The 20951-nt window shown below is 50.7% G+C and carries 20 protein-coding genes; 9 read left to right on the plus strand and 11 right to left on the minus strand.

Translation table 11 applies throughout. The annotated features are described in order from the left end of the window. Positions 1–74: 74 nt before the first annotated feature. Entirely contained in the window at positions 75–2933 is a 2859-nt protein-coding gene (locus ACJJID_RS13235) for an ExeM/NucH family extracellular endonuclease (RefSeq protein WP_444919890.1), read from the minus strand. A gap of 267 nt (positions 2934–3200) precedes the next feature. Between ACJJID_RS13235 and ACJJID_RS13240 the strand changes: the two genes are divergently transcribed. The 3 genes from ACJJID_RS13240 to ACJJID_RS13250 are packed head-to-tail and all read left to right on the plus strand — an operon-like array spanning position 3201 to position 5162. Further along, positions 3201–3677 (plus strand): MarR family winged helix-turn-helix transcriptional regulator, encoded by a 477-nt coding sequence (locus tag ACJJID_RS13240; RefSeq protein ID WP_444919891.1) that lies wholly within the window; start codon positions 3201–3203, stop codon positions 3675–3677. After that, complete coding sequence (locus tag ACJJID_RS13245) at positions 3674–4636, plus strand: S41 family peptidase (protein WP_444919892.1); 963 nt, start codon at positions 3674–3676, stop codon at positions 4634–4636. The genes ACJJID_RS13240 and ACJJID_RS13245 overlap by 4 nt, the downstream gene beginning before the upstream one ends. A 55-nt stretch (positions 4637–4691) precedes the next feature. Then, on the plus strand, positions 4692–5162 hold the full coding sequence (locus tag ACJJID_RS13250; RefSeq protein ID WP_444919893.1) for a GNAT family N-acetyltransferase: 471 nt from the start codon (positions 4692–4694) through the stop codon (positions 5160–5162). On the opposite strand, the gene ACJJID_RS13255 is transcribed toward ACJJID_RS13250, so the two are convergent. Continuing rightward, positions 5155–5754, minus strand: coding sequence for a pyridoxamine 5'-phosphate oxidase family protein (locus tag ACJJID_RS13255; RefSeq protein WP_444919894.1), 600 nt, complete (start codon positions 5752–5754; stop codon positions 5155–5157). The two genes, ACJJID_RS13250 and ACJJID_RS13255, sit on opposite strands and share 8 nt — an antisense overlap. Before the next feature lie 103 nt (positions 5755–5857). On the opposite strand from ACJJID_RS13255, the gene pdxR reads away from it, so the two are divergent. The 3 genes from pdxR (at position 5858) to ACJJID_RS13270 (ending at position 9623) form a co-directional block, all read left to right on the plus strand. Beyond that, the gene (pdxR, locus tag ACJJID_RS13260; RefSeq protein ID WP_444919895.1) at positions 5858–7321 is read left to right on the plus strand and encodes a MocR-like pyridoxine biosynthesis transcription factor PdxR; all 1464 of its coding nucleotides are present in this window, start codon (positions 5858–5860) and stop codon (positions 7319–7321) included. A 274-nt stretch (positions 7322–7595) separates the two neighbouring features. Continuing rightward, positions 7596–9011, plus strand: coding sequence for a hypothetical protein (locus ACJJID_RS13265; RefSeq protein WP_444919896.1), 1416 nt, complete (start codon positions 7596–7598; stop codon positions 9009–9011). Between the two features lie 162 nt (positions 9012–9173). Continuing rightward, a complete protein-coding gene (locus tag ACJJID_RS13270) occupies positions 9174–9623 on the plus strand; it encodes a hypothetical protein (protein ID WP_152454706.1) in 450 nt (149 codons plus the stop codon). A 48-nt stretch (positions 9624–9671) separates the two neighbouring features. On the opposite strand, the gene ACJJID_RS13275 is transcribed toward ACJJID_RS13270, so the two are convergent. The 6 genes from ACJJID_RS13275 to ACJJID_RS13300 all read right to left on the minus strand — a co-directional run bounded on the left by ACJJID_RS13275 (position 9672) and on the right by ACJJID_RS13300 (position 16235). After that, complete coding sequence (locus ACJJID_RS13275) at positions 9672–10736, minus strand: hypothetical protein (RefSeq protein WP_444919897.1); 1065 nt, start codon at positions 10734–10736, stop codon at positions 9672–9674. 77 nt (positions 10737–10813) lie between these two features. Next, complete coding sequence (msrA, locus tag ACJJID_RS13280) at positions 10814–11416, minus strand: peptide-methionine (S)-S-oxide reductase MsrA (RefSeq protein WP_444919898.1); 603 nt, start codon at positions 11414–11416, stop codon at positions 10814–10816. 63 nt (positions 11417–11479) lie between these two features. Then, positions 11480–12664, minus strand: a complete 1185-nt coding sequence (locus ACJJID_RS13285) for an iron-containing alcohol dehydrogenase (protein ID WP_444919899.1) — start codon at positions 12662–12664, stop codon at positions 11480–11482. 230 nt (positions 12665–12894) lie between these two features. After that, on the minus strand, positions 12895–13359 hold the full coding sequence (locus ACJJID_RS13290) for a hypothetical protein (protein WP_444919900.1): 465 nt from the start codon (positions 13357–13359) through the stop codon (positions 12895–12897). A 24-nt stretch (positions 13360–13383) separates the two neighbouring features. Then, positions 13384–14772, minus strand: a complete 1389-nt coding sequence (locus tag ACJJID_RS13295; RefSeq protein WP_444919901.1) for an aldehyde dehydrogenase family protein — start codon at positions 14770–14772, stop codon at positions 13384–13386. 89 nt (positions 14773–14861) lie between these two features. Next, positions 14862–16235, minus strand: coding sequence for a glutamine synthetase family protein (locus ACJJID_RS13300; RefSeq protein WP_444919902.1), 1374 nt, complete (start codon positions 16233–16235; stop codon positions 14862–14864). 163 nt (positions 16236–16398) lie between these two features. Between ACJJID_RS13300 and ppa the strand changes: the two genes are divergently transcribed. Beyond that, entirely contained in the window at positions 16399–16935 is a 537-nt protein-coding gene (ppa, locus tag ACJJID_RS13305) for an inorganic diphosphatase (RefSeq protein ID WP_444919903.1), read from the plus strand. Between the two features lie 121 nt (positions 16936–17056). Here the strand turns inward: ppa and ACJJID_RS13310 are convergent, their stop codons facing one another. The 3 genes from ACJJID_RS13310 to ACJJID_RS13320 all read right to left on the minus strand — a co-directional run bounded on the left by ACJJID_RS13310 (position 17057) and on the right by ACJJID_RS13320 (position 19312). Then, positions 17057–17560 (minus strand): hypothetical protein, encoded by a 504-nt coding sequence (locus ACJJID_RS13310; protein ID WP_444919904.1) that lies wholly within the window; start codon positions 17558–17560, stop codon positions 17057–17059. Positions 17561–17611: 51 nt separating this feature from the next. Further along, positions 17612–18436 (minus strand): serine O-acetyltransferase, encoded by an 825-nt coding sequence (gene cysE / locus ACJJID_RS13315; protein WP_444919905.1) that lies wholly within the window; start codon positions 18434–18436, stop codon positions 17612–17614. A gap of 159 nt (positions 18437–18595) precedes the next feature. Continuing rightward, positions 18596–19312: a M15 family metallopeptidase gene (locus ACJJID_RS13320; RefSeq protein WP_444919906.1), complete on the minus strand. Its 717-nt coding sequence runs from the start codon at positions 19310–19312 to the stop codon at positions 18596–18598. Between the two features lie 243 nt (positions 19313–19555). On the opposite strand from ACJJID_RS13320, the gene ACJJID_RS13325 reads away from it, so the two are divergent. Both ACJJID_RS13325 and htpX read left to right on the plus strand, forming a co-directional pair. Then, positions 19556–19840: a TfoX/Sxy family protein gene (locus ACJJID_RS13325; protein ID WP_152454716.1), complete on the plus strand. Its 285-nt coding sequence runs from the start codon at positions 19556–19558 to the stop codon at positions 19838–19840. A 211-nt stretch (positions 19841–20051) separates the two neighbouring features. Further along, positions 20052–20936 (plus strand): protease HtpX, encoded by an 885-nt coding sequence (gene htpX / locus ACJJID_RS13330; RefSeq protein ID WP_444919907.1) that lies wholly within the window; start codon positions 20052–20054, stop codon positions 20934–20936. Positions 20937–20951: the final 15 nt, after the last annotated feature.

The raw sequence follows: 20951 nt of genomic DNA on the forward strand, positions 1-20951 counted from the left end.
GCGACGACAGGGAATGCAAAACCCCAGCGCCAGGGCAACCAGAATATTTATTATTAATCAATAAATGACATATATCAGCGTGGCCAGGAAATTTTTACTACTTGGGAGGCGCTGTCTTCTGCACCCTCACCATCACTCACTGTGAGGGTAATTTCGTAATTGCCGGTTTGTGCGTAGCGATGTAACGCCCAACGTCCGTTGCGCTGCACTCCATCCCCAAAATCCCAGTGGTATTGCAGTTTGTTATCCCCACTGTATTGGCTGCGATCTTCCACCCATACCCAACGAAAAAAGCGATGCAGCTTAAATTCGGCTTGCAAAGAATCGACAACATCCTGCACTTCTACGATCTGCTCCTGTGTGGAGACCGCACCGCGATCATCTTCTACTTGCAAACGTACCAAATAGTTACCCGGTGCATCGAAGTGATGACTGGGGTTTTGCTCGTTGCTGGTTACACCGTCACCGAAATCCCAGAGCCAGCTCAGCAGTTCACCATCTGCATCGCTGCTGCTGTCGATAAAATCAACCAACAACCCTTCGGATTCCCAACTAAATTCTGCCGTGGGTGCCAGGTTATCCGCACCCAGGTCCAGCTCGACAATTAAGGGATCGTGATCGGATGCGCGGAAAGGCCCGGTGGAATAGAGGTTTTCCTGTTGCTCGGCGCTCTTGTGCTCAATGTTGTAATCCAGCACACGGGGTTCGTCCGCATTGATGTGCCAATCCACCGCGGCGGTAACCAGCGGAGCCAGTGTGGGGCTGGCGAGTGCGTGGTCCAAATAGCCAGACTGGCCGTCGTAGACATAGGAATAAGCCTCTCCTGCCCCGTACCATTCGAGCAGGTCGGTATAACCCGCACCCTTCAAAGTGGTAATGGGGTTTTCCATGGCGTAGCTGTTGAGGTCACCCAGTACCAGCACGCGATCAATTCCGGTTCCGGTCGGATCACTGTCAACCCAGCTCACCAACGCATCGGCAGCTTGAGTCCGCAGGGCATTCCAGCAGCCTTGACCATCCCCCTGATCACTATTCAGGCTGCCATCATTAGGACAGCTGCCCTTGGATTTAAAGTGGTTCACCACTACGGCGAGCTCCTCGCCGGAGGAGAGTTCAGCGAAAGCCTGTAACAGCGGTTGACGATTGCCATCGTCAAAGGGGTAGTCCTGCAGGGTAACGGCGCTGCCGATAGGCGCAGCGCGGTCACTGCGGTAGATCATCCCCACGGCGATCTCATCACTACCCAGCTGCGTGAGGTCCGGCTGCACAAACTGGTAGCTCTGTCCTGATGCGGCAGCATTGAGCCCATTAACCAGATCCTGGATAGCGCTGTCGGCTCCATAGCCATCATTTTCCAGTTCCATCAGGCCGACGATATCGGCTTCCATACGCAGGATTGCAGAAATAATTTTATCTCTCTGGCGCTCAAACTCCTCCAGAGTATCGGCACCGCGCGAAGTGGGGAATCCACCTCCGTTGCCGTCACCATTGAAGTAATTCAGCACGTTAAAGCTGGCAACGCGCAGGCTGCCATCGCCCGGCAGAATCGGCGCTTCATCGCGGAAATTGACCGGAGTAAATTGAGGCACTTCCACTGGGTGTACACGGTAAGCACCAAAACCATAACCCATCACACCGGTGAGCCCTGCTAAGGTATCGCCGCTGCGCAGCGTATTAGAAGCGCTGAGACCGGAGGCCGGATAGGGCATTTCCTCAGGATTTTGTACGGTGGAGCCATCGTCTAGAATAATCTGGTTGAGTGCATTGGCTTCCACTTGAGCTGCCGCCGCGGCGCCCGGCATATTGTTGTGGGTAGGGATATACAGGCGACCGTTGGACAAGATCACTTCGCCATAGCGGCCCAGGTTGTAATGACCGTTGACGGTGAGGCTCTGCGGGAATTCAACCAGCATGCCTTCGAACTGCTCCAGCTCTTCTACAGAGCTAAATGGCATTTGCACATTAGCGGGCGTTACCTGATAGCCGCTTCCACAAATGCTGACACCGTCGATTTGGTTCAACTCAGTGAAATCAAAAAACTCATCGACGATACCGCCAACACGTACTAAGTCGCCAACCTGTACGTTCACACCAAAGGCATTGTCGTGTACAAACAGCCCTTCGGAAGTCGCATCCACGCCATCCTGATCACTGTCCTCTTCCTGCAGGAAGAAGCCGGCCAGGCCAGTATTGGGGTCTTGGAAGTTGCCGACAACCACCGCCTCAATTTCGTGGCGCTCGCCTTCAAGCGCACTGGCAGCACCGTTGCCCTGTATCTGACTGATTAGGGTTGCAGCATCACCACAGGCTCCCAGTTCGACTCCGCCATTGTCATTTCCATCGCCATCTCCGTTGTCATTGCCTCCATCGGCACCATGCCAACCGAGATGATCGAAGTTATTTAGGCCGGCGCTGGACCACTCCAGAGCGGGATCGAAAGCGCTGCTGCCATCGGTGCGACCAGTCTGCACATCCAGATTGCGTACCAGTGTCTGATTCTGTGTACCGAGGCTGCTATTGCCCCACTGGCTACCGGGATCTGTGCCAATTTGGCCGATCACATCGACAAAACCATTGGGGCCTACCAGCGCTACTACATCGTCACCATTAAACAGGCCACTGGTATAAATCTGGTCGGCCTGATCCAGCAACGCCGCATCGGCACTGCCGTGGGACAGAACAAATACCGCACCGCTCTGCAAGGTGCCACTCAAAGCGATATTCGCTGAGGCGCTATCGGAGCCGTTGAAAAAGAGCTGGATTGAGTAATCGCTCAAATCAATCGCAGTTTCGCTGCCGTTAAAAATTTCCAGCGCCTTATTGTTACCACTGCCCTCGATGTATTCTGAAATAATGAGGTCGCTGGCTTGGACCTCTGCAGCCATCAGTGGAAGACCCAGGGCTGCCAGAGCAGCCAAGCCAAATTGTTTCATCGTCGTTATTCCCAGTTGCCTGATACGGATTAAGCGGCGCACAGAGTGGCGGGGAATTCCTAAATTTCGATGAAACAAATGTTAAATTTCGGTTTCAATTCTGCGTGGTTAGAAACACTCGGCATTTGTTGATAGTGGAAAATGCGAGATCGCGACCAACTGCGACCAACTGAAAGGTTAACGGGATCACAAGAGTTAGGTGAAATCCCACAGCAGAAAGAGATATTCTACAATCATTTATATAAGCACTTATATAAATTCAACACTATGAAATACAGTCAGCTGGGTACTCGCCTCAGGCATTTAATCGAATTACTGGACGGCGATGTCGCAGATAGTTACCGCACCTGCGGTATTAAAAACTACAAGCCGCGTTATACACCGGTGATGCGAGCCCTTATCCACAAGAGCCCGGTCACCATCAATGAAATAGCGGCCAGTGCCGCAATCTCCCAGCCGGCGGTCAGCCAGACGATCAGAGATATGGTCCAGCAGGGATTGTTAGAAATCCTCACCGGGGAGGATGCACGCCAGCGCAAGGTCCGCCTCAGCCGTAAAGGCCAGCGCTTACTACCAAAGCTTGAAGTCCACTGGCAAGCCACAGTTGAAGCGGAACGTTCATTAAATCGGCAACTGTCTACACCTCTAACAGCACTCGTCGAAGAGGCGATTGCCACTCTGCAGGAACACCCCTATCTCGATCGCATTCAGCAGTGCATTGCCAAGGAGAATAAAAAACCATGAAACTGATTGTCGCCTTCAGCCTGGCCCTATGCCACACCATCTCTTCAGCGACTCAGGCAAGCGCCACCGATAAGGATTGCCAGTTTAATCCCACCGTAGTTATCCAATCCGCTGCAAGCGCTATTGCAGAAACTTATGTACTCGCAGACAAAGCCCAGAGCGTTGCCCTGGCGTTGTCTGAGATGGCCAGTAGCCCTGAAACTTTGCGCCTTTGTCGGGACTCCGAAAGTTTTGCCAAGCTAATTACCGAGAAAATCCGAACACTGTCTGGAGACAAACATTTCTATTTGGAGCCGGAAAGCCCTAATGAAGATTCCAACAACTGGATAGCACAGTGGCGAGCCGAGGCGCCCAAGAGCAACTATGGTGTAAAGAAACTAGAGTTATTGCCCGGTAATATTGCCTACTTCAAACTCTCTTCATTCCACACTTATGGAAATGCCCGACAAAGCCTGGCCGCGGCATTTACCCTGTTGCAACACAGTGACGGTCTGATATTGGACCTGCGCAATAATGGCGGTGGTGATAGTGATACAGCCACTGCCATCCTCGAGTCCTTTGTCGACCCCACCAAACCCCTGCCATATGTTATTGAAACCAGAGAGAAGCAACATTCCCCTGAACGCATCAAAGATCTTCCTTGGCCAGCCTATGGCACCCAGCGACCCATGGTAGTACTGATCAATGGGCGCTCCTTCTCTGCATCAGAAAGCATCGCCTTCTCGCTGCAACAACTGGGTAGAGCCACTATTATCGGTAGTGCCAGCGCCGGCGGAGCCCATATGATGGATGCGCCTCAGACCCTGCCATTTAGCTTTGAGATTGGAATTCCCTCTAGTCGCCCGGTTTCGACTTTATCTAAGGAGCTGGTTAACTGGGAGGGTCGGGGGGTGAGGCCGAATATTGAAAGCAGCGAGCAAGAAATTTTACAGGTGGCGTTAGAGGTTCTTAAAAAATAAACTGCGTTTTAAAGCACACCCAAACTTTAAAGCAATGGAATTGTAGAAATCAACAATGAGTACCTCTTTACAACCTATAACCCAGAATAACTATGAGGCGGTCTGCGATCTGGATGTCGCCGAAGCGCAGCAAGAATACGTCGCCTGCAATATGTGGTCACTGGTGGAGGCACAGTTCAATTCTGGATATGAAACTCGTGCGATTTATACGGGAGAAAAGCCCGTTGGTTTTCTTATGTGGGTGAAAGAGAGCCGTGAAAAAATTTCCATTTGGAGATTTATGGTTGACCAGAAGCACCAGGGGAAGGGGATAGGTAGGGCAGCGCTTCAGCTAGCCCTACAAGAAATCCGGCAAACACTCAATATCGAGCAAATAGAAATCTGCTACAACCCCAAAAATCCGGTGGCTAAAGGCTTTTATTCCGGTTTTGGTTTTACTGAAGTGGGCATGGATAAGGACAACGAAGATATGCTTGCCATTATCAATCTCACCAATAAAACTCCTGAAGAGGCTGATTCTATCTAAACGGGCAGGCGGGCTTAGTGCCACTCCAGACCGGTAAATCGAGATCTTCTTTATTGTCTGATGGCGCCCCTGTGCGACTCTTAAAAGAGCCTTCCTCTATGGTCAGGCGCATCAGGGCCGTACCCTTGCGCTCCTGTGGATTTGGAGCGCGCACCTGATTCCAACGGCCGGGTTCGATATCTTCGATAATGGATTTGAAAACTTCATCAAATTCCTGTGAATCCTGCACTCGTTCACCACGGCAAAACAAAACTGCCGAGCGATAATTTGCACTGTGGTGATATGCGGATTTAGCCAGGACCCATTCGTCATAGTGGGCAAAGGAAATACACACTTGCTGCCCCGAATCCAGTAACTTCTGCAGGCGGCTTTTATTGGCCACATGTAAATACAAAAAGTCCCCATGGCGCCATAGGGTCATGGGGATAACAATCACTTCACCATCCTGGGTAAAACCAATATGCCCCAGCTTCAGTTCATCGACCAAACGATAAATATCCTCGCGACGATAACTGGCCCTCTTGGCAGCACGGCGCACCCGGCTTTTCGCAGTTACCGGCAGTTCACTCTTTGCGGAATCTAAAACTACCATTCTTAAAAACTCCCACAACGATTTATCAAAAACAGATATCGCCAATATAGGGAGTTGCTGGTACTCTGATTAGATCCAGTTTTAATCAGTTAATGGTGCCAGTTTGAGCAGCCCCGATTTTGCCGACTTAACCCTGGACCCCAGGCAACCGTTACAAAGCCAGCTATACCGCAACCTGGTGGAGTGGATTTGCAGCGGCCGTCTCACAGCAGGGAGCAAGCTGCCCTCCTCTCGTAGACTATCCTCCACCCTGAATATCAGCCGTAATACGGTCACACTGGTGTTAGAGCAGCTCAAAGCAGAGGGCTTTGTTACCAGCCATGTCGGACAGGGCGTTTTTGTATCTAACACCCTGCCCGCTTACGTACAGAAACCACAGCACCAGGCATGGTATTCCCAAGACTCCGATGGCACAGCTCCCTTACCAGGGCTCTCAGCCCTTGGCCGAAAGCTGCAGACTGCCACGGCATTTAAAACCGACAGCGGTGTATCTCTACCTTTTTCACCGGGTATACCGGATCTCAATGCCTTTCCTTTAGCTATTTGGTCCAGACTCTACAGGCGCCACAAAGATAGGTTTCCACTGCTTGGCTATGGGCACAGCCAGGGCCATCCTCCCTTGCGCCAAGCACTGGCAGAATACCTGCGCAGCTGCCGCGGAGTGCTCTGTGATCAAGACCAGATCATCATGACCAATGGCGCCCAAGAAGCCTTAAGCCTGTGCGCACAAGTACTACTGGAGCCTGGAGATACCGCCACCATAGAAAATCCAGGCTACCGCCGCGCCCGCTGGGTGTTTCAAACCTGCGGCGCCAAATTGGCATTGGCCGAATTGCAGAATGGATATTTAGATGTGGATGCACTGATCAAAAGCCAACTGCACGGCAAAGTCCTCTACACCACACCAACCCACCAGTACCCCATGGGCGGAGTCATGCCGGCCAGTGAACGGCTAAAGCTGTTGGACTGGGCCAGCAAGACGCAATGCTGGATTTTGGAAGACGACTACGACAGCGAATTTTCCTTTAAGCACAAACCCGTCGCTGCCCTCCAGGGAATGGCAGAGCATACTCCCGTTCTCTATATGGGCAGCTTCAGTAAAAGTCTGCAGCCGGGTCTGCGATTAGGCTATCTGGTAGTCCCTAAACCCTTTGTGCAGGCATTTGCTCGCGCCAAGGAAATGCTCTCAGGCCACTCCCCACTACTCACCCAGGCAGTAATTGCCGATTTTATTGAGGAGGGACACTTCGTGCGACACCTGCGCAAAATGCGCCTCAACTATCGCGACAAATGGTTGCATTTTGGTGATCTGATACGGGAAAAACTGGAACCGCAGGCGCAACTTATCGCAAGCGGGGCTGGAATGCATGTCGTACTCTCAACTCCCAACAGGGATGACGTTGACCTATCGAGAAAACTTGCCAGGCACAACTTCGGCAGTACACCACTCTCTTTTTTCTATCCCGACAATCCATTGGATACGGGCCTGGTCCTGGGATTTGCCAATACCAGCAAACAACAGCGAGAGGATTGCATTGATATTCTAAAAGGCCACTTAATAAGCTGACGCAACCAACTCACTACTTTCAGTTGACTTGTCTTTGGTAATAGCTTTGACAATAAATGGAGGCGATAACAACGATAGATAAAGTACGTCTGCCATCTTATCCAAGTTTCTTACGCAATATCTTCCTTTACCCACCGTATCAATCCTAGCCTTGACTGATCCGAACCTTTAGCTGTCGGCAATAAGGGTTAAGCTGCTCTAATATATTTAATCTACAAGTTTTTTTGGCATACGTATTGAGATGTAGTTGCCTGATTCAACTAGGCTAGGGTTTATGCACAATTCCAGCCAAAGTTTAGACTCAGGCCAAGCAAAAACGGAAACCTCGCCAACCGCATGGCTAGGCATGATAAGTCTGTTTTTAGGCGCCGCCTGCATTCAGCTAGTCATTATGCGCTACTTTAATGGCGAGATGGCACCGCAGGCTTTCGCAATAGGATTAGAGCAGCTTATAAAAACCGAAGAAGCTCCGGCGGCCATTCAATCTTTAGCCATATTTTTCACCCCGCACATCACCAGCCTGACCTACTCACTGCATTTAGCCATTCTACTTGCCGGGGTACTCTTAGTATTGCGAGTATTGATAACTCTAGGCTCCCTATTAATGTTTATTAGCTTCATATTGTTATGGGGCCTTACTTATATGGGCGAAAATAGCTGGTTCTTTGAATTTTTATCACCAGCTTTATATGCATTAGTCTTAGCGGTAAGCAGCTGTAGCTTCACCTCAAATTTTCAGAAACCATCCGATCAAGCCTCATCTCATCCAACGCCCTATCACCAGCGTCTATTGGGCAGTATTCTGGCACCCAATATAAGCTTTTTGTCCTGGTGCCTCTGGGTGATTGTGGCATCTAGCGTGCTGTTCGCGATATTTTTGATGTCGCGTAACGGTGGCAATCACATACTTCTAGCCAGCCTTTTATCCAGTATCACCATTGCCACTCTAGCAATACTTTCAAAATTTTTAGACCGATATCGCATGGTCCTACAGACAGAACAATCCAATCTGCTAGTAGGGCGTTGGATTAACCTGTTCACCATCACCATTGGTGTTATGTTGATTTTCCAAGTTTATGAAGACAGCTTACTGAACTGGTTTACCGTAGAGGGCTATCGGGGGCTGGTGAACTCCTATGTAGAATACGGAAATACCCCGCTATGGTTTCGCAACGCATTAGCCTGGGTTGCAGAGCATGCCAATATTTTTATGCCCATTCAAAGGATTTTCGAAGTCTCTGCCGCAATCTGTATGATCATATTAGTTTTTCGGTTCCCTATTGTTCTATTAACTACCGGACTATTTGCCATTCTTTCCTTTACCGAGTTCGGCGTGACCAACGTTTGGCCCCCGGCACCAAGCAAGCCCCCGGCTTGGGTATTTGAGCTACTACTCACAACCTTAGTGAGTCTGACTTGCGGCCTTTATTATCTTTTCGGCGCATTAAAGTATAAATCCTGGCGTTTTTGGCTACTAGGACCCAGAGTATTCGATTCTCTATCCAGCCTGGATAAACGCTTATTATTTATCCTGTTCGTTATTCTAGAAATAATTGTATTTTCAGTGAACCCCACCAGTAAAGAAAACGATATACTAGCATTGCATTTTGTAGCGCTAGCACTTATCCCTTTGTTTTATATTTTGATATTTTTAGATAACTTCAGAAAAATCAATTCAAATCACCATTAAATACTATATCTAAAAGCCTTCAAGCAAGATCTGCAATTCGCTACAACATTTGATCACCCCATAAAAATTCAACCACTCGTTAAATTATAACTTCACAATCTAAATAAAATTGCATAAGATCAAGAAAACTGAGCAGTTAAGTCAACATTATGAGAAAAGGCTATGGGATTTGAGTTACCAGATTTGATTGAGGGGGAACTTGAGGTCGAGATGGGTGGGATAATAACCTTCAGCAAGGACGGGTCTTTAGGAGAACAAGTTGGCTACTCAACATCTATCAATGGTGATCCATTATACGGACTTGATGAGGGAGACTGGCAAGAGTGTTGGTACGTTATAGGTTTTGAAACACTACTTGGCGATCCAATTTTTATAAACCTCAATAAAGGTAGCTTACCAGTTTACACTGCACCACATGGGATGGGAGAGTGGATAGAAACCTGTATAGCAGAAACCTATACTAGCTTCATTTCCACCCTTTCCTTTATTGAGAAATCTTTACAGTCTGGAGAAATAGAAAATAAAAACTCCACCCTCCAGCACATCAAGAGTCTGATCGGCTCTGGAGAAATTAACTTTTGGTCATTACTCATATATTCAAACGACCATTAGAAACCGATGCACTAACAAAATATTTTCTATCGAAAAATCTATCTCACCCTAAAAACCAATCAAACCAAGAATTCGCTTTTGCAGCATAAGAATTTTCTCGACAGTTGCGCGGGCTCCAATACCCCCAACAAAAAAGAAATGATTTCCCGGCACTATCACTGAAAAATGATTACCTGAAGACCGGACAAATAACTGCAAACTTTCCCATTGGGAAGGTTTAAGAGTTTCCAATCCCTCCTTTCCCACTAACATCCTTATTAAGACTCGATCGCGAATAAACGCCCAATTGGAATTATTTAGCAGTATATTCTCAGCGTCACATATTGAGTTTCCATGAATAACCACAGGAAAAGGATAATCTTCATAGCCGAAAGTGTTGGCAGATTGGATAGTTTTCAATAAATCTTCTTCAAAGTGGCCATGCCTATACATCAATCCTGTACAAATCAATGCTACAGGAGTGGCGCCCAGAATCCTCTCTCGGTAAATATCCCTTGGAAGAATACTATGACCGTTATAGGTACTTTGATCCTCCAGAGCCTGGAAAAACCACGGATACAAGCTCTCACGATTTGCCAGTCCCTCCGGCGTCATAGCGATATTTTCAGCATTTGCCTTTGGCAAAAACCCAGGGACAGCTGGATCTCCCGACATGGCAACAAACATCTCTATTGAGAAGCTCTTACCAATCGCTTCCCTCCCAAGAGCTCCGGCAATCTTGCATCCCATACTCCAGCCACAGACGATCACCTCTTGCTGCAATCTATTCTCAGACACAATCTTGTCAATTACTTCCGCGACCTGCTTACCCCAGTCTGCGATGGTGAAATTGGGGTAATATCCCTCAAAGGCCTTATTGGCGATGGGGAAGGATATAGCGAGGAAGGGGTGGCCTGAATGATGTACCCAATAACTGATAAAGTCTTCTTCCCTGGCCTCGGGGCAGCCATAAAAGATACGGGCCAAATGAGAGTTACCCGGCACAAATACCATTAGAGGTTTGGATTTATCTGCAGCCATATAGCGATAAAGAACGGGGAATCCTGCTGCAATGCTCATTACCTCCCCTTCTTGCAATCTGCCAGATTCGGTGCTCCCCATGTCTTTTACCACAGCTAAATTGTCCTAGTCAGGAGACTTATTCGCTTTGAAGGCATCACTACTTGTGGGGTCAAAAAACTCCTCACTAATCAACTCTTACTCTTACTTTTTCCTTTACCCCAAACTTCCTCAAGCCGTTGATCCCGCCCACAGCGAAAGCGGTAGTATTTATAGCGTAGGGGATTGCGCTGGTAATAATCCTGGTGATAAGCCTCTGCTGGATAAAAAGTAGCGGCAGGCTTTATCTGGGTGACAACTTTCTTACCCAGCTCAGCCTCTACTTTCTTCTTACTCTCTTCGGCCAGCTTCTTCTCTTCTTCATTACCGTAAAAGATCTCAGCACGGTACTGATCACCCCGATCACAAAACTGGCCACCGGCATCAAAGGGGTCTACGTTGTGCCAAAAGATATTGAGTAACTCAGAATAACTCACTTTGTCTGCGTCATATTTAACTTGCACCACCTCGGCATGGCCGGTACCACCAGCAGAGACCTGATCATAGGAGGGGTTCTTTACATGACCACCGCTGTAACCCGAAGTGGTTTCCAGTACGCCATTCACTTTGTCATAAGGCGGTTCCATACACCAGAAACAACCTCCGGCAAAAATAGCGGTGCGGATGTTAGGGGAATCTTGGGCAAATCCTAGAGTGGCTGCAAAAAGAATAAACAGAGTAAAAATACTGCGCATAACCAATTCCTGTGAAAAATTCTATTGATAGGCTCTCTTCTGTCGGACCTTAGGAGCAATTTCTTACAGTGCAATATTGCCCTGGCAGGCCCGTAGGAAAATATCGCGATATTCCACGGCATTGAAAGAGATAGGGTTGCTACTTGCGGAGGGGTCTTCCGCGGCCATACAACCGATCTTATCGGCATCATCGGTTTTAATGCCGATATCCATTAAGGTATTTGGGATGCTCAATTGCTGACGCAAACCAAGGATCCAATTCAGCACCGCGTCAAAACCACTCTCGAACCTGTCTTTGCCCGTTAATTGCAGTGAGAGGGCCAACTGCCCCATGGGAATCTCTATGGCGGGCCGGTTGGCTACAAGCACATAGGGCATCAATATGGCGTTGAGTAAACCGTGGTGCTTGTCATAGAGGGCACCAAGTGGATGTGCCAGAGCATGAATGGCTCCCAAGCCGCGCTGAAATGCGGTGGCCCCCATACAGGAGGCCACCAGCATCTGTTGGCGGGCTTTCAACTCAGTGCCAATCATATAAGCACGGGGTAAATAGTTTTTAATCAGACGCATCCCCTGCAGTGCGATGCCCTCAGCCATGGGATGGTAAATGGGGGAATAATAAGCTTCCAGGTTGTGGGAGAGTGCATCCATGCCGGTGGCGGCAGTAATCTGGGGTGGTAAACCCAGAGTTAGCTCTGCATCCAATATAACGATATCCGGTAATAGTTTGGGGTGAAAAATCAGGCGTTTCAGCTTCGCCTGTTCATCGGTTATGACCGCCACCCGCCCTACCTCCGAGCCGGTGCCTGCGGTAGTGGGCACGGCGATTACCGGGACCATACCGTCGGGGTCCACTTGTTTATAGTTATCGCCAATATCTTCAAAATCCCAAATGGGACGACGCTGCCCGGCCATTAGAGCAATCGCCTTACCGGCATCTATGGCCGAACCACCACCGAAAGCGATTACACCGTCGCAGTTTTTATCTCGTAACAGCTCGACACCACAGTCAATATTCTCACCGTTGGGATTCCCCTTGATCGAGGAGAAAATATCCACCTCTAAACCATATTCCTTACAAGGCTCTAATGCGCGTTGAAGCAATGGCATGCCTGCAATATCGGGATCGGTTACCAGTAAGGGGTGCTGCATATTGAGTTCAGAGCAGGCTTTGGCAAGATCTGATATCCGGCCGGGACCAACCCAAATATTGGTAGGAAAATTCCAGTTTACCCGGTATTTATCCACATTAGCCTCTCTGCCTTTACCGCTTAAACATTTAAAATTTCTAGTTATCCACAAACTTTATGTATTTTGCCGATCAAATAAGGTTAAAAAACTGTCTGTTCATAACCTCACTGCTATCTACCTATCTAACCTGTCAAAGCTCGGCGCTATAATCCTTAGACCAAACTCCAGCTGAAAAAAGCACGATTTTCATTTTAGTAATTGGACCTATAGAATCAGTAGACGCATCATTAATCGACTACATCCTCAACAGGCTCGATAGATTCAATCACCTTAGTCACTGGTGTGAAATCTGCCGAATTACAGTCACCCTGAAAATGCGCAATTAGCAGATCATGCCCATCTCCCAGGAACCAATTTGCCAAACACCTTCCTTCCGATGAAAAAGTGACAAAGTAGCCTGAATATTTGCCAACCTGGATTGAGGAAACTGGATGTTCCACCGGATGGTTTTTTAAAAATGCGCTGGGATCACCCCCACTACTCAACATTCCTTTTCTGAGAATGAAGGCCATCAGGTTACCCGTGTGCTCCTGACGAGAACCAACCCCTACATCATTATTGTAAGGATCTTTGTATCTCGACCAGCCATCAGGAATCTCTAAAGTAATATTTTCATAAAGGTAAGGTTCCGCGCTTGATGCCAGAGGATAAATTAAAAACAATCCATAAATACAACAAGTAATCCACCTCACAAACTTTCCCTCTTTACTGGTTTGCTAACCCCTAACTTTAAAGTGAAATGATTTGGGCCTGGTTAGCTGCTCAAATCCAATTCTGGACAAGGTACATCCCCTGCCAGACTGTTTGACTCCAGTCCAGGCCAACTCCGGGTCCAGGTAGTCGCAGCGATTGAGGAAAACGGTGCCCACTCGCAAGTAATCTCCAATTGCCAGGGCAGTTTCTTCATCTCGAGAAAAAATAGCTGCTGTGAGACCAAAGCGGCTGTTATTCATCAATTCTAGAGCCTCACCATCGTCATGGACTTTTTGCACCCCTAAAACAGGACCGAAAGATTCCTCGCGCATTAGCCGCATTTTGTGGCGCACACCGGTGAGTAATTGCGGCGCCATATACTGAGTGCCGCGTTTGTCCTTGGAAAATTTATTACTCTGAAGATGGGGCTTGGCGCCCTGTGCCAGTGCTTCGTCAATTTGAGCGCGCACATTGTCGGCAGCCTCCGCATTGACCAACGGACCCAGGGTTGTTTGGGGATCATCGGGCCGCCCCAATTGGTAGTCACCCACTAATGTAGCGGCACGCTCAACAAATTCATCAAACAGATTTTCATGCACATAGGCGCGCTCAATACCACAGCAGGACTGGCCAGAGTTAAAAAAGGCTCCATCCACAACTGCTTCTACCGCCTGTTCAAGGTCTGCGTCTTCCCGCACATAAGCCGGATCTTTACCGCCCAATTCCAGCCCCAGCTGGATAAATCGGCCAGCAACAGTGCGCTCAATATTGGCCCCCGCATCTACAGAACCGGTAAAAGCAATATGTTGAATTTCATCAGCACAGGCTAAACGTTGTGTATTTGAATGATTGAGATTTAGAAACTGAAAAACCCCGTAAGGCAGGCCCGCCTCCCTAAAAGCCTCCACCATGCGCTCCGCGCATAAAGGCGTTTGCGCAGAGTGTTTTAATATGACCGCATTGCCTGCGAGCAAGGATGGCACCACCGCATTAACCGCAGTTAAATAGGGATAGTTCCAGGGGGCGATCACCAGGGAAGTCCCCAGCGGCTCACGGCGTATAAAGCGGGAAAATCCCGGTTTGATTGGCAAATGGATATCTGCGAGAGCCTCTTCCGCCAAGTTCGCCATGGCGATGGCACGCTCAGCAAAACCATCTATTTCTCCCGGCGCATAGCGAATGGGCCTGCCCATCATCCAGCAGATTTCCTCTGCCAGTCGATGCTTTCGCTCAGTAAAAAATTCCACCGCACGGTGGACTATGGCGATACGCTCTACCATAGGGGTCAAGCGCCAGGCCCTTTGCGAAGACGCCGACCTATCCAGGGCTACACGAATTTCAGCCTCGCCGGCCAAGGCCCGCTCTAGATACACACTGTTATCAACAGGGGAAATACAGCGCAGGTGGTGCATTTTAACTATCCGTTATCGCCGGTATCACCGGCATACATTGATATCCCTTCAATATAAAAAACCACTGAAGCGCACTGTTAGAATGCCATTTAAATAATTTCGAAATACCTATCCAATTCCCAATCGGTGACGTGACGGCGATACTCGCGCTCCTCCCACTCACGGCTGGCGGCGAAGTGCTCAATAAATTCGCTGCCGAATAATTCGTGAGCGGTCTCGGAATTTTTTAGGCGCTGGGTGGCATCCCACAAAGTGGTGGGTAATTCCTGCTGTGCCTCTCGCGCCAGGGCATAGGCATTACCTTCAATTGGCGCACTGGGTTGCCACTGTTGCATTACCCCGTAAAGGCCGGAACCCAGGGCTGCAGCCAGCGCCAGATAGGGATTGGCATCCGCTGCGCCCAAGCGGTATTCCACCCGCTGTGATTTTTCACTGCCGGGAATAGCGCGCAGCGCCGTGGTACGGTTTTCCACGCCCCAGTTCGCACCAGTGGGCGCCCAGAAACCGGGTACCAGGCGTCGATAGCTGTTAACAGTAGGGGCGAACAACGCCAAGAATTCCGGCATCAGGCGTTGCTGGCCGGCAATAAAGTGGCGCATGGTTTCACTTATCCCCTGGGGCTGGGAGCCATCAAAGAAAGCGGCACTGCCACTATCCAGATCTCGTAGCGACAAATGAATATGGCCACTCTGTCCCGGGTAATCACTGCTCCAGCGCGACATAAAGGTGGCCATCAGGCCCATACGTTGCGCCAGCACCTTCATAAAGGTTTTAAACAGTGCGGCTTTGTCCCCAGCAGCCTCTGCACTATCCACGGCAATGGCCGCTTCGAGAACACCCGGGCCGGTTTCTGTGTGGAGCCCCTCCAGAGGAAAATCCATGCACTCACCCATATCGAGGATTTCTCGGTAGAGTTCGGCGTGGACCGAGTTGCGCAGCATCGAGTAGCCAAACCAGTCCGGCGTGAAAGGCTTCAGGTTGCGAAAGCCCTTTTCCCGTACCGACTCAGGTGTTTCATCAAATAAAAAGAACTCATATTCCAGGGCCGCGAAGGGTTCAAATCCAATAGCCCGGCACCGGTCTACCACGCGCTGTAAAGCCGCGCGAGGGCAGACTACCTGGGCTCGCTCATCAAACTCCGCCAGAAACAACAGCATATTGTCTTCAAAGGGAATATCGCGGCAGCTGTGCGGCAAAATGCGTACCGGCGCATCCGGGTAGCCCGTATGCCAGCCGGTATAGCGGGTGTTATCGTAGAGCTGGTCTTTGACATCCCAGCCCAATACCACATCACAAAATGAGAATCCCTGCTCCAGGGAAGAGAAGAATTTTTCGCGACTCATATATTTGCCGCGCATCACCCCATCCAAATCAAACAGGCCCACTTTGACATGACTGAGGCCGCGCCCCTCAACGATGGCTCGAGCCTCCTGAACGGTTTTTACCTCCCGCGCTTTGATCATGGCCTTCCCTGCCCCATTGTTGTTATCAATGACCTACAGGATAGACCCGCCAGCCGAGCCTTGACGCCCCATATTTCCTTTAGGGGCGTGGCTTTCAGCCGTGCCGAACTGCATATATAATCCGCGCTCCAAATTTTTCGTTTTACCCAGTTCAGGAACAGCAATGAGCTTCGACAAGATCCCCGCAGGTAATGACCTGCCCAGCGATATCAACGTAATCATCGAGATCCCTGCCAACTCCGACCCCATCAAGTACGAGGTGGACAAGGACTCAGACGCCGTATTCGTGGATCGCTTCGTTGCCACTCCCATGTTCTACCCGGCCAACTACGGCTATGTACCCCAGACTCTGTCCGAAGACGGCGACCCCCTGGACGTGCTGGTAGTAGCACCCTACCCGGTAATGGTTGGCTCCGTGATCCGCTCTCGTGTGATCGGCGTTCTGAAAATGACCGATGAGTCCGGTGTTGACGCCAAGCTGTTGGCGGTACCTCACACCAAACTGACCAAGCTGTACGATCACGTTCAGGAAATTGGCGACCTGCCCGAGCTGCTGCTCAAGCAAATCGAACACTACTTCGAAAACTACAAGGCTCTGGAAGCCGGCAAGTGGGTGAAAGTGGAAGGCTGGGCCGACGCTGAAGAAGCGCGCAAAGAAGTGCTTTCCTCCCGCGAGCGCTACCTGAAAGAAGAAGGCTGATCACAGCTTCTTTAAAGCCCGGCACGATTTTGTATTGGCCGGGCTGACAGGCATAAAAAAACCGGCATTTAGCCGGTTTTTTTATGCCTGGGCGTTCCCTGTAATGGAAACTGCAAAAGATCTAATTGAGATCCCACTGGGGAATACTGACCGCTACAGCGGCTGTCTCAGCCCGCTCGCTCTCATCCAGTAACAATCCCTCCGCCGCACGTAGGCTGATATGTTCAGTGGACACCTGCACTTCCACCACCGGCTCGCGCTCATGATCTTTCACCAGGTTGCCCTCCATAGGCGCAAGCGTCCAGTTGGGAGCAAGAGGCCCTTCTGGTTGCGATACCTGCGTTGGCTCAGCGGTCTTGGATTCTGACGCACGCTTGGCGATATCAGAACCGCCCTCATTCTTGAGAACCACCTGAGCACCAACCTTGGCCAGGGTGGCTTGAAATTGCTCCGCCTGGGCGCGGCTGAGCCCCTTGCGAAGTACCAGCGGCCGACCACTAAACAGTTTTTCCACTGCCTGCGGGCTGCTCTTAAACAGGCGTGCCAAATTGGCCTTCACATCACCGGCGGTAAAGCCGGCAATCAGGTCGCCGCGGAATATCAGGCTATAGGTGGCTTGGCTCATCACTCAATCCCTATGTGTCATGCTGGTTGGATAATGCTTGGCGTGGCTACTTTATTCTTCGGAGCCCAGGGTTTGGTCCATGGTCAGAGCGGGGGCGCCCTCTATACGTCCTCCCACTTGACGTGCGGGGACGCCAGCCACGGTGGTGTGATCGGGAACGTCCTGCAGAACCAGGCTACCGGCGGCTATCTTCACATCCTCACCCACCCGCACAGGCCCCAGGATCTTGGCGCCAGCACCGATCATCACGCCGTGACCAATTTTCGGGTGGCGATCCCCAGAACCGCGGCCGCTGCCGCCCAGAGTCACCGAATGCAAAATGGAGACGTTGTCGCCCACCACCGAGGTCTCTCCCACCACCAAACCCGTGGCGTGGTCAATCATGATACCGCTGCCAAACTTGGCCGCAGGATGGATATCCACAGCGAACTGTTCCGACACACGGCTCTGGAAATACAGCGCCAGAGTCGTGCGCCCCTGATTCCATAGCCAATGGGCGATACGGTGCGACTGCAGTGCGTGAAATCCCTTGAAGTAAAGAAAGGGGGTGAGGTATTGATCGCAGGCGGGGTCCCGGTCATACCAGGCGCAGATATCCGCCAACATACTGCGGGATATACTTTCATCTCCCTGCAGGGCGGAGGCGATCACTTCCTGCAAGGCGGTGGACGTGAGGGCATTGTGATCGAGGACTGAAGCTAACTGGTCGGCAATCGCGTGCTCAGGTGACTTGTGGCGCAGCACGGTATTATGGAAGTAACTCGCCAAAATCGGCTCATCCCTGGCGGCTGCGGCAGCCTCTGCGCGCATGGCACTCCATACGTCTCTGGGCTCAGTTTGGCTGTCGATAATCTGTTCCTCACCTTTCTTACTCATTTTCCCAGGGCTTACCTTCCCAGTGCCGCCTTATTGTATCTAATCTGCTTGAATCTAATCCGGGCCCCTGAGCTCGCGCAGCTTCGCAGGAATATCAGGGGCTTTCAAGCGCCACTCATTTTAGGAAACCACTGCAGAATCCAGTGGCGCAGATCTTTCTCAGAGCGGCATTTCTGCCGGATAACAGTGATCTGGAATCCACACAAAGCGCGTATAGATGTGCTCCAGTTGATCGCAAATCGTGTCGCACAGCGCCAGGTCACTGGAGCGCAGCTGCGCTTCCAGGCGCTCCAGGGTCAACAGGTGCTGCAGCTCCAGGGCTCGCGGTGCATAGCTCAAATGCCAGCGTTCCGGTGCCACGCCACCGCGATCCTCGGCATAAGGGCGAAACAGGCCGTAACTCTGCCCTGCAGCTATGCGCTGGTCCAGCCACTGGTGAAAGGCACCGAAAACCCCATCATCAGCCACTTCTTGTGGGGTTAGCTGTACCTGGTAGTCCTCTGCTACAGCAGCGGCATCGATAATATCGAAATCAGTACCCCAGTGATGGCGCGAGGCACCAGGCAATGCCGACCAACGCAGTATGGCCAGCACCAGCTCCCCCTGTGGCAGCTCGGAGATTTCAAGCGCTTCTCCATCGTTGTTAAGCACCGGGCGCAGCCCCTGCGCTTTGCCATTCCAGATGGTGCGCTGGCGCTCAAAACTGCGAAAGCCGGAGACAACCTTGGGATCAAAGCCGGCATCGCGCGCATCGCGCCGCAAGCGTTGAAAGGCGACCAGGGCCTCCGGGTGCAGCAACTGCCCAGAGGGAGGATCGAGAATAACGTGATGATCGGTGAGCCCGAAGAGCATGCTCTTTAGTGGTGTGGATAACATTTGGCTCCTATCGGCAGGCGATTCTTATAGGGCGGTCTAAAGTGAGTAAACACCCGGCTACTCTACCAAAGAGCGGCGTGGAATAAGTGAGCCCACCGCAATTGGCTAGATAAAGTAATAGGCGCTTTCTTAAAGCCCTCGGCGGTAATCTTTGTTGGCAGTTTGTTAATGTATGTTAAGTTCAGTCCCGCGATTGAGGATTGATCGCAACCACTGGACGGAAAACCTTGCAGGGAAAACTGAATGCACCCCAGTCAATCAGAATTACTCAAGCTGAAAAATTTGGGGCTCGCCTCCGTCAACATCCTTCACTCCATTGGTATTCGCACCTACGAAGACCTCCATCGTATTGGCCCGGTTGAGGCCTTTATCAGTATTCGCAACCGCGGCATTAACGCCTCGCGTGTCATGCTCTATGCACTTCAAGGTGCCCTCCTGGACGTCCACTGGAACGACCTGGATCCGGATCTCAAGCAGCAGCTGGTCACTGAAGCCGATCGCCTGCTTGCCACGCAGAATTCTGACTAGGGACAAACAATAGAAGGAATACACTGCCTACCGAGCTGTAGGAAGCCTGTGGTATGAGTGCCAATTAAGAACTCACAAGAAGCTATTTTCGGCGGACCGCTAAATCAACACGTTCTTTATTACTTCCGCCCGGCAGTAACACTAAATTTTGTCACACAAACCACCACACCCTATCTAAACTTGTCTAAGGGCAAAGAGACGGAGAGAGCCGATGTTGCGCATTGGACTATTCCTGCTGACTAACCTGGCGGTATTGGTTCTAGTCGGCATTATTTTCAATATTTTCGGCATTGGCGGCATCCTCCAGGCCAATGGTGTCGACCTGAACCTGGGTGCATTGCTGCTTCTCTGTGCGCTATTTGGTTTTGGCGGCTCTTTTATTTCCCTATTTCTGTCCAAGACCATCGCTCGTATGAGCACCCGCACCCAGATTATCACCGAGCCGCGTAGTGCCGACGAGCAATGGCTGGTGGAAACGGTGCGCGAGCTATCGCGCAAGGCGAATATCGGCATGCCGGATGTGGGGATTTTTCCCATGCCCCAGGCCAATGCTTTCGCCACTGGCTGGAATCGCAACAATGCCCTGGTCTCTGTGAGTGCCGGGCTATTGCAACGCTTTAGCCGCGAAGAGGCGCGCGCGGTGATCGGCCATGAGATCGGTCACGTGGCCAATGGTGATATGGTGACCCTTGCGTTGATTCAGGGAGTAGTGAACACCTTTGTGATGTTCTTCGCGCGCCTGGTCGGCTTCTTTGTCGACCGAGTGATACTGCGCAACGAGCAGGGCCTGGGTATCGGCTACTACGTTACCTCCATCGTGATGGATATAGTCTTTGGTTTCCTTGCCATGTTTATCGTCGCTTGGTTTAGCCGCCGACGGGAATACCGTGCGGATCACGCCGGCGCCACCCTGGCCAGCCCCAACTCTATGATTGCCGCACTGCAACGACTCAAAGTGGAATCCGAGCGGGGTCACGAGGAACCGCTGCCGGGCAATATGAAAGCGTTCGGTATTTTCGGCAATATGGGCGCACTATTAGCCACCCATCCGCCCTTGGATGATCGTATCCTGGCCCTACAAAACTTCCGCAAGTAATAGCCAGGTTGCTGT

The sequence above is a fragment of the Microbulbifer sp. CnH-101-G genome, from assembly GCF_052466775.1.

Bases quoted from the DNA above. Each gene is read 5' to 3' on its own strand.
- ACJJID_RS13235 (WP_444919890.1), bottom strand. From the start codon at position 2,933: ATGAAACAATTTGGCTTGGCTGCTCTGGCAGCCCTGGGTCTTCCACTG.
- ACJJID_RS13240 (WP_444919891.1), top strand. From the start codon at position 3,201: ATGAAATACAGTCAGCTGGGTACTCGCCTCAGGCATTTAATCGAATTA.
- ACJJID_RS13245 (WP_444919892.1), top strand. From the start codon at position 3,674: ATGAAACTGATTGTCGCCTTCAGCCTGGCCCTATGCCACACCATCTCT.
- ACJJID_RS13250 (WP_444919893.1), top strand. From the start codon at position 4,692: ATGAGTACCTCTTTACAACCTATAACCCAGAATAACTATGAGGCGGTC.
- ACJJID_RS13255 (WP_444919894.1), bottom strand. From the start codon at position 5,754: ATGGTAGTTTTAGATTCCGCAAAGAGTGAACTGCCGGTAACTGCGAAA.
- ACJJID_RS13265 (WP_444919896.1), top strand. From the start codon at position 7,596: ATGCACAATTCCAGCCAAAGTTTAGACTCAGGCCAAGCAAAAACGGAA.
- ACJJID_RS13270 (WP_152454706.1), top strand. From the start codon at position 9,174: ATGGGATTTGAGTTACCAGATTTGATTGAGGGGGAACTTGAGGTCGAG.
- msrA (WP_444919898.1), bottom strand. From the start codon at position 11,416: ATGCGCAGTATTTTTACTCTGTTTATTCTTTTTGCAGCCACTCTAGGA.
- ACJJID_RS13295 (WP_444919901.1), bottom strand. From the start codon at position 14,772: ATGCACCACCTGCGCTGTATTTCCCCTGTTGATAACAGTGTGTATCTA.
- ACJJID_RS13300 (WP_444919902.1), bottom strand. From the start codon at position 16,235: ATGATCAAAGCGCGGGAGGTAAAAACCGTTCAGGAGGCTCGAGCCATC.
- ppa (WP_444919903.1), top strand. From the start codon at position 16,399: ATGAGCTTCGACAAGATCCCCGCAGGTAATGACCTGCCCAGCGATATC.
- ACJJID_RS13310 (WP_444919904.1), bottom strand. From the start codon at position 17,560: ATGAGCCAAGCCACCTATAGCCTGATATTCCGCGGCGACCTGATTGCC.
- cysE (WP_444919905.1), bottom strand. From the start codon at position 18,436: ATGAGTAAGAAAGGTGAGGAACAGATTATCGACAGCCAAACTGAGCCC.
- ACJJID_RS13320 (WP_444919906.1), bottom strand. From the start codon at position 19,312: ATGTTATCCACACCACTAAAGAGCATGCTCTTCGGGCTCACCGATCAT.
- ACJJID_RS13325 (WP_152454716.1), top strand. From the start codon at position 19,556: ATGCACCCCAGTCAATCAGAATTACTCAAGCTGAAAAATTTGGGGCTC.
- htpX (WP_444919907.1), top strand. From the start codon at position 20,052: ATGTTGCGCATTGGACTATTCCTGCTGACTAACCTGGCGGTATTGGTT.